Source organism: Aerococcus sp. UBA6277, assembly GCF_002440555.1.
Classification (GTDB): domain Bacteria; phylum Bacillota; class Bacilli; order Lactobacillales; family Aerococcaceae; genus Aerococcus.
Genome location: NZ_DJUR01000009.1, coordinates 1 through 10,261 on the forward strand (window position 1 = coordinate 1; position 10,261 = coordinate 10,261).

Consider the following 10,261-nt stretch of genomic DNA (forward strand, 5'->3'; position numbering starts at 1 on the left):
GTTCAAGTCCTTTAGCCGGCATATATAGTAAGACTCCTTCATCGAAAGATGGAGGAGTTTTTTGTTCTTTCTACGTTTTTCCCGACAATCTTGTTTTCTTAAAGGAAAGCTAAATAAATCTTTAAATTTGTGCATATTCATCTGTCGTATAATGGACTTTTATTAGGAAAAAATAGCAACAAAAATGAGGAATGGAAAATGGAGGATGTGGATTAATGAGAAACGATCAATACCAAGGTTTAACGGATGAAGAAGTCCAGGCAAAAATAGCTGAAGGCAAGGTTAACCAAACCAGTCATTCTACTCAGAAGACGACGGCTGAAATTANNTTAAAGAAAATGTTTTTACCCTATTTAATGCTTTAAACTTCCTGTTAGCCTTCTTATTGTTACTAGTTGGCGCTTATTCTAATATGGCTTTTATTGCCATCATCATATTGAATATTATTATTGGGATTGTCCAAGAGATTAGAGCTCGCGATTTGGTCAGTAAGTTGACCATTTTATCCAATAAACCAGTTAAGGTGGTCCGAAATGGCCAGGAAGTCATTGTGCCATCGACTGAATTGGTGGTTGGCGACTTGATTATCCTTGAAAGTGGTGACCAGGTGCCCTCAGATGCCAACGTAGTGGACGGGTCAAGCGAAGTGAATGAGTCCCTATTAACGGGTGAATCGGATGCCATTTTAAAACAAGCAGGCGATGAGTTATTATCTGGTTCTTATTTGACTAGTGGGCAATTGCTTGCTGAGTTGATCCATGTAGGGGATGACAATTACGCAGAGCAGTTGGTGGCTGAAACCAAGTCTCAACCATACGCCCGTTCAGAATTAACCGACGCTATTAAGAAGATTGCCAAGTTTACTTCTTACATCATTGTGCCACTAGGGATTCTCTTGTTCTTGCAAGCTTTCTTACTACGAAGTGATGCCGTAGATGTTGCGGTTATAAACTCGGTAGCTGCTCTGATCGGTATGCTGCCTAAAGGTCTGGTATTGTTGATTTCACTAGCCCTTTCAACGGCTGTTTTAAAACTAGGCAAAAAGAATGTCCTCGTGCAAAATATGTACGCTGTTGAAGCCTTGGCCCACATGGATATGCTGTGTTTAGATAAGACTGGGACAATCACGCAAGGGAAAATGTCAGTGGAGGGGATTTTCACACTAAACAGCACGTCCGACCAGGATTTACGAGACAAGTTGGCCAATTATACGGCCGCATCAACCGATAGTAATTTAACCATGACGGCCTTGAAAAACCACTTCGATGGCCAAGCTTCTACTTTAGAATCTTTACAAGTCACGCCCTTTTCATCTGAACGGAAGTGGGGGGCAATCAGTTTTAAAGAAGCCGGTACAATTTTCGTTGGTGCAGCTGAATACCTTATCGACCAACCGATTCAGCAAGTAATTACCGCGCAGAATGACGGTCTGCGGGTTTTGTTGGTGGGCCAGTCGACTGACCTACTAGACGACAAGACTGAAATCGCCAATTTGGCGATCAAGCCAATTGGCTACATCACTTTGAGCGACCCAATTCGCCCAAATTCGAAAGCCACCCTGGAATTTTTCCAAAACGAGGGTGTGGACATCAAAATTATTTCAGGTGACAACCCGCAAACCGTTGCTAGAGTCGCTAAGAACGCAGGACTCGCAGGCGATGCCCAAGCGATTGATATGAGTCAAATCCAAGCGGAAGCAGATGTAAGAGCAGCAGCTCACCAATACAATGTTTTCGGCCGGGTCTCACCCCAACAAAAGAAACTTTTGGTATCCGAATTTCAAGACGAAGATCATATTGTTGGGATGACAGGAGACGGGGTCAACGATATTTTAGCCTTGTCACAAGCTGATTTATCCATCGCTATGGCTGAAGGGGACGGGGCAACCCGTCAAATGGCCGATTTAATCCTGGTCAATTCAGACTTTGGTGACTTACCAGCGGTCATTTCTGAAGGCCGCCGTGTGGTCAACAACATCACCCGGTCATCAAGCGTATTCTTTATCAAAACCCTATATTCCTTAATCGTGACCCTAATTTGTATTGCCTTGAATTTCCCGTTTCCATTTATTCCCTTACAAATTACCATGATTGACGCCTTTATTGAGGGCTATCCTGCCTTCTTCATGTCGTTTGAACCTAATAACCAGCAAGTCAAAGAGCGGTTCCTACCCAAATCCCTTGCAGCTGCGCTACCTTCAGCCCTAACGGTGTCTGTAGCCATTTTTGCCTCCTTAGTCATGGTGAAACTGGGCATGATTGACTTTGAAACCGCCCGGACCTTTGACTATGTCATCTTGACCGGTATCTCTTTATTTGCGGTATGGCAGTCCTGCTTCCCGTTTAACAAGTTGCGTCTCTTTCTCGCATCAACCGCGACCCTTGCCATGCTTGCCGTCGCATTGGTCTTGCCGCATTTTTCAGACGTTTTGACCATCCAACCCATGACCGCTAGCGAATCCCTAATCAGTCTCGTCTTGTTGGTTGTCGCTTTTGCCTTTTGGAAAATGGTCAACCGCTATCAAGCTAACTTCAAAGCCTTTTTCACACGGTTAAATTTTTAAATTGACGGCATTCTTGCATGTAAAGACTACAACCGATAAATAAAGAAAACCCCAGTAAGTAACCTCTACGAGGCAGCTTACTGGGGTTTTCTGTGTTGTTTATTCAAGACGGCTTATTTCTTCAAGATGTCGACCTTATCTGTTTTTTCCCAAGCAAAGTCTTGGTCATCACGACCAAAATGGCCGTAAGCAGCAGTTTTACTGAAGATTGGTTGACGTAGTGATAACATATCGATAATCCCATTTGGGGTTAAATCAAAGTTGTCGCGCACAAGGCTGACTAATTCATTTTCAGATAAGTCACTTGTACCAAAGGTGTCAATCGCAATAGATACAGGTTCTGCAACCCCAATAGCATAGGCTAATTGGATTTCAACTTTACGCGCTAAGCCAGCTGCAACCAAGTTTTTAGCAATATAGCGAGCCGCATATGAAGCAGACCGGTCAACTTTAGTAGCGTCTTTACCTGAGAAGGCCCCACCACCGTGGTGAGCAGATCCACCATAAGTGTCGACGATAATTTTACGACCAGTTAAACCTGAATCGGCTTCAGGACCACCGGATACAAACTTACCAGTTGGGTTGATGAAGTAACGCGTGTTTTCATCTAACCAGTTTTCAGGCATAGTTGGCTCAATAACGTGTTTGATCACGTCTTGGCGGATTTGGTCTAGTTCAATACCTTCAGTATGTTGTGTTGAAATGACGATGGTATCAATGCGTTGTGGTTGGTTGTTGTCATCATATTCGATGGTTACCTGAGTCTTACCATCTGGACCTAAGTAGTTTAATTCACTACTTTTACGGACTTCAGCTAGTCGACGAGATAGGCGGTGACTTAAAGCAATTGGCATTGGCATTAACTCTGGTGTCTCGTCCGTAGCATAACCAAACATAATCCCTTGGTCACCGGCACCAATCAGCTTGTTGTCCACTTCGCCCGTTTCCCGGGTTTCAATGGCATCGTCAACACCTTGTGCGATGTCTGGTGATTGTTCGTCTAGTGAGACCAATACGGCGATGGAGTCAGCGTCGAAGCCGAATTTGCCGTCACGGTAACCAATTTCACGAACTTTGTCGCGAACGATTTTTTGGATATCCACATAGGCGCTTGTTGTTACCTCACCGAATACTAGGACAAGTCCTGTATTTACAGCAGTTTCGCAAGCAACTCGAGCTTGTGGGTCTTGTGCAAGAATCGCGTCAAGAATGGCATCAGAAATTTGGTCAGCGACCTTATCTGGATGTCCTTCCGTGACAGATTCAGAAGTAAATAGTCGTTTATTCATGTTGTTTCCCCCAAAATATAAATTTTATGGTTACAAGGAATTTTTGCCTAAGCAAACCCTATCGGGAAGAATTTATTGTAACGTTTCTCATTATACAGGATATGTGGGGAATAGTAAGGGGAAAATGGCTTCAATTTCGAAAATTTCGTAGTTTTCAGCACCTAGATTTTTTGATCTAAGCACTTCGGCCTACCCTTTACCTATCATGGCCTTAAATATAGGATGTGATCCATGGCGTTGAGATAGGAAATGCTGGGTAGTGAGTAAAAAGCGACCACTATAGTTATCATTAAAGGGATTTCCCATGGGTAACCCACACTTACTTTTAAAAATTGTAACTTTTCCATACGACTGTCTTACCGTGGAGTGCAGTCGTATTTCGTGTTATAATATTCAGGATGATTAGATGTAGCAAGTTTAAGGAGGCAGCGATGAGTTACCAAGCATTATACCGCGTTTGGCGGCCGCAGACATTTGGAGATATTGTTGGCCAAGAGGCTGTTGCGCGTACGCTGCAAAATGCTATTCGAACTGGCAAGACGAGTCATGCTTATTTGTTTACTGGTCCAAGAGGGACGGGTAAGACGAGTGCGGCTAAAATCCTATCGAAAGCAATCAACTGTCCAAACCAGGTGGACGGGGAACCATGTAATGAATGTGAGATTTGTCGGGCAATTACAGATGGCACTTTGCCGGATGTGATTGAAATCGATGCGGCGTCTAACAACGGGGTTGAGGAGATTCGTGATATCCGTGATAAGGTCCGCTATGCGCCAACTGAAGCGCAATACAAGGTCTATATTATTGATGAGGTCCACATGCTTTCAACTGGGGCTTTCAATGCCTTGTTAAAAACCTTAGAGGAGCCACCTGCCAATGTGATTTTTATTTTGGCAACCACTGAACCGCATAAAATTCCAGCAACCATTATTTCTCGTACCCAACGGTTTGATTTTAAACGAATTTCGCGTCAATCGATTGAAGACCGGATGGCTTTTATTTTAGACCAAGATGGGATTGAATTTGAGAACGGTGCTTTAACTGTGATTGCCCGTGCGGCGAACGGTGGGATGCGGGATGCCTTGTCCTTGTTAGACCAGGTGATTTCCTTTTCAGATGGGACTTTATCACTTGAAACGAGTCGGTTGGTGACGGGAGCCTTGTCTGAAGAGCAATTGGTTGAATATACGGAGGCCCTAGCTAATGGGCAAGTGACGGCAGCTTTAGACCATTTACATGCTTTAATGGCTGGTGGTCAAGATGCGGCGCGTTTTGTGGAAGAGCAGTTGGTTTTTGTACGTGATTTAATGATTGCTAAGGAAACCAAGGCGGATACGGCTGAGATTGAAGATTTGACCCAACGTTATGATGAAGCCTTTTATAGTCTAGCGAAAACGATTGATGTGAATGTCTTGTATAAGATGATGAAAGTCTTCCGAGAAACACAGGCAGAAATTCGGTTTTCATTGCAACCAACGATCTATCTAGAGGTGGCGACGGTTCAGGTGGCCAGTCAAATCGGAGGCCAGGCGGCTGTTGGTCAAAGTGGTAACCAACAAGTGGCGGCCAACCAAGAAGATGACCATGTCTTGCCAACTCAAGTGAGTCAAGCGCTAGCTGAATTGCAAGAACAAGTGGCAAATTTAACGGCAGAGGTTCAAAATGGGGGCAAAGAACCAGTTAAACCTGCACCAAGTAAGCCGGCTAAGCGGTCAGGGAATGCGACGGCCTTTTCGCCAAATCTGACGAAGGTCTTCCAAGTGTTAAATCAAGCGACTAAGAAGGATTTGAATGATATCTCGAATTTATGGGAAGGGCTGATTGAGAGTCTGCCAAGTATGCAGGCGGCCTTATTAAAGGCAACTTTCCCAGCGGCAGCATCACCCAATGCTTTTGTAGTACGGTTTGATTATGAAATCTTGTGCAAGAAGGTGGATGACGATACGGAGACCCGTCAAGAAATTGAGCGGATTCTATCTAATCAGCTAGGTCACCCAACGAAGATGTATTATTTAACGAGTGACCAGTGGCAGTCTGCCCGTCAAAGTTATGTCCAAGCCATGAAGAATGGCGAATTGGGCGACTTGGTGGGGAACGATGCGGTGGCTACTAAGGGGTCGGCAACGGATGCTGAAGCCTTTACCCAGGAAGATGAAGCGGTGGATGATGGACTGGATGAGAACGGCTTGAATGATGAAGAATCTCGTTCGCGTCAAGCGCAGGTCGATCAAGCAACTTCACTATTTGGTAAGGATAATGTTACAATAATAGATGATTAGGTCATGGGGCTTAATCCCAAAGTGACCATGAACATGTAAGTTAAAAAATATGGAAAGCTAAAAGGAGACGATAAAATGGCAGGCGGAATGGCAAATATGCAACAAATGATGCGTAAAATGCAAAAGATGCAACAAGAGATGGAGTCAGAACAAAAGAATATTGAAACAAAAGAGTTTCAAGGCACTGAACCATCAGGCATGGTGAATGTGACGGTAACAGGTGACCGCCGTGTGAAAGCAATCAACATCAAACCGGATGCAGTCGATCCAGAAGATGTTGACATGTTACAAGATTTGTTGATTGAAGCAGTAAATAATGGTCTTGAAAAAGTAGACACTGAAACTGCAAATGTTATGGGCAAATATACTAAAGGTATCCCAGGACTATAGTCAAAACAAAGTTTATGGTTGATCATGAACAACCATTTTTTACCATGGGTAGGAGGACTATCCATGGTATTTTTGATAAGATATGGTATTACAGACAGGGACAGTTAGGTTACGAGCACAGCTGCCTAGTATTGATGTCCCATTTTGTCAGAGTGTTACCCTTTTTATCAAAAATGTTTAAAATATAAGGAAAGTTAGATGCAGGGGTGTAGAGAATGCAGTATCCAGAACCAATTGCCAAGTTAATCGATTCTTTTAGTAAGTTGCCAGGGATTGGCGCGAAGACGGCGTCTAGGTTGGCCTTCTTCGTCTTGGACATGCCGGAGGCGGATGTGCTTCAATTTGCATCTTCTTTGGTGGATGCCAAGCGCGAGCTACGGTATTGCTCAGTTTGCGGGAATATTACCCAGTCTGATCCTTGTGAAATCTGTGCGGATGAAAACCGCGATCGGTCACGAATTTTAGTGGTGGAGCAGGTGCGTGATGTGGTGTCTATGGAACGGATGCGTGAGTACCACGGCCTCTACCATGTCTTGCACGGGGTCTTGTCACCAATGGAAGGGACTGGGCCGGAAGATTTGAATATCCAACCCCTATTGACCCGTCTGCAAGATGACCAAGTCAAGGAAGTGATTGTGGCTACCAATGCGACAGCTGAAGGGGAAGCGACTGCAACCTACCTGTCTCGTTTGATTAAACCTGCAGGCATTCAAGTATCGCGGATTGCCTATGGTTTATCTGTGGGCAGTGACATTGAGTATGCGGATGAGATGACCCTATTGCGTGCCCTTGAAGGCCGTCGTGATATTGATTAACTAGTCTATAACAGATTTTAAGGAGACCTCATGGATAAACAAATATTTGCTGGGAAATTTATTACTGTTGAAGGACCCGATGGCGCAGGCAAAACGACCCTTATTCAGGGACTAACAGCGAAACTTGAAGAAAAGCTAGCTGTGCCTTTAAAGCTGACGCGCGAGCCAGGTGGCGACCCGATTGCGGAAGATATCAGAGAAGTGATTTTAAGCCCGGAGAACGTAGCCCTAGATCCTAGAGCTGAAGCCCTTTTATACGCAGCTAGCCGTCGTCAACATTTAGTTCATACCGTACTGCCTGCACTTGAAGCAGGCCACATGGTCTTATGTGACCGGTTCGTCGACTCGTCAATTGCCTACCAGGGCTACGGTCGTGAAATTGGGGAAGAGGGAATTATGGCCATCAACCAATTCGCAACTGATGGGCGCCAACCCGACTTGACCTTGTATTTAGATATTACGGCAGAAGAGGGGATTCGCCGGATTCAAGCTAACCGCAGTCAGGCTGAACAAAACCGCTTGGACGTTGAAACCATTGATTTCCATCAACGCGTCCATCAAGGTTATGGCGTCTTGAAAGACCGTTTCCCAGACAGGATTCGAGTCATTGATGCCACCCAAGACCCTGAAAGTATGCAGCGGGATGCTTTGGCTATTTTGGAAAGTCATTTCCCAACTTTATTTCGTTAATTCAGCTAGTCATTCAAGTCATTAAAGCGCCTTAAAGTAATGGAAAGGAGTCCATCAATGGCACACGAACATTTTGATATCGCCAAGAAGCAAGCGGATTTGACCGCTATGATGGACCGCGTCCTCGTCAATAACCGCCTTGGCCATGCCTATATATTTGAAGGTATGGTGGGTTCTGGTCAAGAAGACATGGCCCTATATCTCGCGGCCTATTTGAATTGTCTCAATCCAACTGATAATGGGACACCTTGCGGGACATGTAATCATTGTAGTCGGATATTGTCCACTGATTATCCGGATGTTTTTCATATAGAACCGGACGGGAATACCATTAAAATTGACCAAACGAGAGACCTAAAAGAACGGTTGTCTATGTCTTCGCTTGAAGGGGACAACCAAATTTTTATTATCCATGAAGCAGAGAAAATGACTGTCAACGCAGCCAATTCTTTGTTGAAGTTTATCGAGGAACCGCATGAAAATGTCTTTATTTTCCTACTAACCAATAATAGGGATGCGATCCTGTCGACGATTGTGTCTCGTTGCCAGATGATTCATTTTCCCCAATTAAACAAGTTGGACTTGCAAGCCTTATTTGAGGAAGCGGGGATTAAGCCAAGTATGGCAACGACTCTGACCGCTTTAACCAATGATGTGAGTGAAGCGACGACGTTGGCAGAGAATGAAGATTTCCAGCAACGACTCAACTGGTCCTTGCAGTGGATAGATTTAATCGTGAAAAAGGACCCTCGTGGTCTAACTATGGTGGCGTCAGACTGGATGAAGGGTCCTAAGGGTAGGGCGGATATGATTCAGGCCCTAAATTTAGTGGCCTTTCATTTCCATGATTTATTATATTTACTCCTGCATGTAGACCAGGGACAAGACAATCAGGATCAACTAGTCTTCCCAAATGACTTTGGTAAATACCAAGGCATGGTCAATAAAATTACAGTAGCAGAAGCAACAAAAGCCCTACATTTAGTAGGACAAGCACAGCGGATGATCCAATCGAATGTGAGTGTACAGTCCGCTATGGAATATATGGTATTAGCCTACTGGAAAAAATAGGCCGAAATGCTTAAAGGACGCCAATGATGCCGAAAATTGCAATCGTAGTTAGTAGAGATAAGATTTTTTGTTTCATGCTTTCGTCTCCTTTTTGTTAAAATATAACAGAATTATAGGGGAAAATTCATTTTTTGTCATATATAACAAAAGGAGCAACAGAATGAATATTGGAATAAGCTACAGAGATCTAAGAAGAGAGCGCGGTTTGACCCTTATGGATGTCACAACCACTGGGGATGTTTCCTACTCCCAACTCTCAAAGTTCGAACGTGGTGAAACAAGTATTACCATTCATCACTTGGTCAATCTAGTCCATAACCTGGGCATCTCCTTTGCTGAATTTATGACGGCCATTGAGGAATTCAATAGTCCTTATAAATTCTACATCGAAGAAATTGATAGTGCTTATAAAAAAGGTGATATTGACGCCTTGAACGCAATCGCACAAACCCAAGAAAACTTATATGATGAAACCAACCAAATTTTATTTAAATACAATGCTATTATGACGAAGCTTTTATTGAATGATTTAACTGAGGTGGAAATTCCTGAAGCTGACAAGCATTTAATCAGTGAATACCTCTTGAAATGTTCCGTTTGGACCAGCTACGAGGTGATTTTGCTAGGGAACTCCCTCCGAGGATTGACGAAGTCATTGCAAGACGTATTGGTAGCAGATATGATTGAGAAATTGCCTACAATACAAGAAGACAATCCCTTGAAGGCGCACATACTGAGCATCCTAATCAATGTCTGTTTCGATCGTTTACGGTCAGAGGAAACTGACGAAGTGAATGATATTATGGCAGCAATTCAACCACAGCTGAGCACAAATGCCTATTACTTTAAAAATCGTCTTTTATTCTTAAAAGGGGGGTTGGCGATTGTTGAAGGTCAATTTGATGAAGGGGTAAGTAAATGCCAAAAGGCGATTCAAGTTTTTGAACTATTCGATGAACCATTCGCTAAAATGCATCAAGATGAACTAGATACTTATGTCAAAAACTACACATAATTGTTATATATAACAATTTTCAGAATACCACCAAAATTCCGGTAGAATGTAGACTAACAATAAGCGTTTACATATTTACTATTTGATGGGCTGAGGGGAAATAAAAGCAGTTCTATGCGCAAATAAGATGGTTCTTTTACAAATAGTGT

The 10,261-nt window shown here is 43.5% G+C and carries 8 protein-coding genes and 1 riboswitch; of the genes, 7 read left to right on the forward strand and 1 reads right to left on the reverse strand.

The genetic code is table 11. From position 1 onward, the window contains the following. Positions 1–412 precede the first annotated feature (412 nt). On the forward strand, positions 413–2,563 hold the full coding sequence (locus B2V22_RS01890; protein WP_290490080.1) for an HAD-IC family P-type ATPase: 2,151 nt from the start codon (positions 413–415) through the stop codon (positions 2,561–2,563). A gap of 113 nt (positions 2,564–2,676) precedes the next feature. Here B2V22_RS01890 and metK read toward each other — a convergent pair whose 3' ends face one another. Further along, positions 2,677–3,852, reverse strand: coding sequence for a methionine adenosyltransferase (gene metK, locus B2V22_RS01895; RefSeq protein WP_290490082.1), 1,176 nt, complete (start codon positions 3,850–3,852; stop codon positions 2,677–2,679). Beyond that, a riboswitch (SMK box riboswitch) is annotated at positions 3,850–3,938 on the reverse strand. It overlaps the preceding gene by 3 nt. Positions 3,939–4,283: 345 nt before the next feature. Here metK and dnaX point away from each other — a divergent pair. From dnaX to B2V22_RS01925, 6 genes are all read left to right on the forward strand, one after another. Further along, positions 4,284–6,131, forward strand: coding sequence for a DNA polymerase III subunit gamma/tau (dnaX, locus tag B2V22_RS01900; protein WP_290490084.1), 1,848 nt, complete (start codon positions 4,284–4,286; stop codon positions 6,129–6,131). A 75-nt stretch (positions 6,132–6,206) separates the two neighbouring features. Then, positions 6,207–6,521, forward strand: coding sequence for a YbaB/EbfC family nucleoid-associated protein (locus B2V22_RS01905; protein WP_003141629.1), 315 nt, complete (start codon positions 6,207–6,209; stop codon positions 6,519–6,521). 215 nt (positions 6,522–6,736) lie between these two features. Next, complete coding sequence (recR, locus tag B2V22_RS01910; protein ID WP_016897879.1) at positions 6,737–7,336, forward strand: recombination mediator RecR; 600 nt, start codon at positions 6,737–6,739, stop codon at positions 7,334–7,336. A 30-nt stretch (positions 7,337–7,366) separates the two neighbouring features. Continuing rightward, on the forward strand, positions 7,367–8,026 hold the full coding sequence (tmk, locus tag B2V22_RS01915) for a dTMP kinase (protein WP_290490091.1): 660 nt from the start codon (positions 7,367–7,369) through the stop codon (positions 8,024–8,026). A gap of 57 nt (positions 8,027–8,083) precedes the next feature. Next, a complete protein-coding gene (gene holB, locus B2V22_RS01920) occupies positions 8,084–9,097 on the forward strand; it encodes a DNA polymerase III subunit delta' (RefSeq protein ID WP_290490093.1) in 1,014 nt (337 codons plus the stop codon). A 160-nt stretch (positions 9,098–9,257) separates the two neighbouring features. Continuing rightward, the gene (locus B2V22_RS01925) at positions 9,258–10,112 is read left to right on the forward strand and encodes a helix-turn-helix domain-containing protein (protein WP_290490095.1); all 855 of its coding nucleotides are present in this window, start codon (positions 9,258–9,260) and stop codon (positions 10,110–10,112) included. Positions 10,113–10,261 lie beyond the last annotated feature (149 nt).

Bases quoted from the DNA above. Each gene is read 5' to 3' on its own strand.
- dnaX (WP_290490084.1), top strand. From the start codon at position 4,284: ATGAGTTACCAAGCATTATACCGCGTTTGGCGGCCGCAGACATTTGGA.
- B2V22_RS01925 (WP_290490095.1), top strand. From the start codon at position 9,258: ATGAATATTGGAATAAGCTACAGAGATCTAAGAAGAGAGCGCGGTTTG.
- recR (WP_016897879.1), top strand. From the start codon at position 6,737: ATGCAGTATCCAGAACCAATTGCCAAGTTAATCGATTCTTTTAGTAAG.
- tmk (WP_290490091.1), top strand. From the start codon at position 7,367: ATGGATAAACAAATATTTGCTGGGAAATTTATTACTGTTGAAGGACCC.
- holB (WP_290490093.1), top strand. From the start codon at position 8,084: ATGGCACACGAACATTTTGATATCGCCAAGAAGCAAGCGGATTTGACC.
- B2V22_RS01905 (WP_003141629.1), top strand. From the start codon at position 6,207: ATGGCAGGCGGAATGGCAAATATGCAACAAATGATGCGTAAAATGCAA.
- metK (WP_290490082.1), bottom strand. From the start codon at position 3,852: ATGAATAAACGACTATTTACTTCTGAATCTGTCACGGAAGGACATCCA.
- B2V22_RS01890 (WP_290490080.1), top strand. From the start codon at position 413: ATGGCTTTTATTGCCATCATCATATTGAATATTATTATTGGGATTGTC.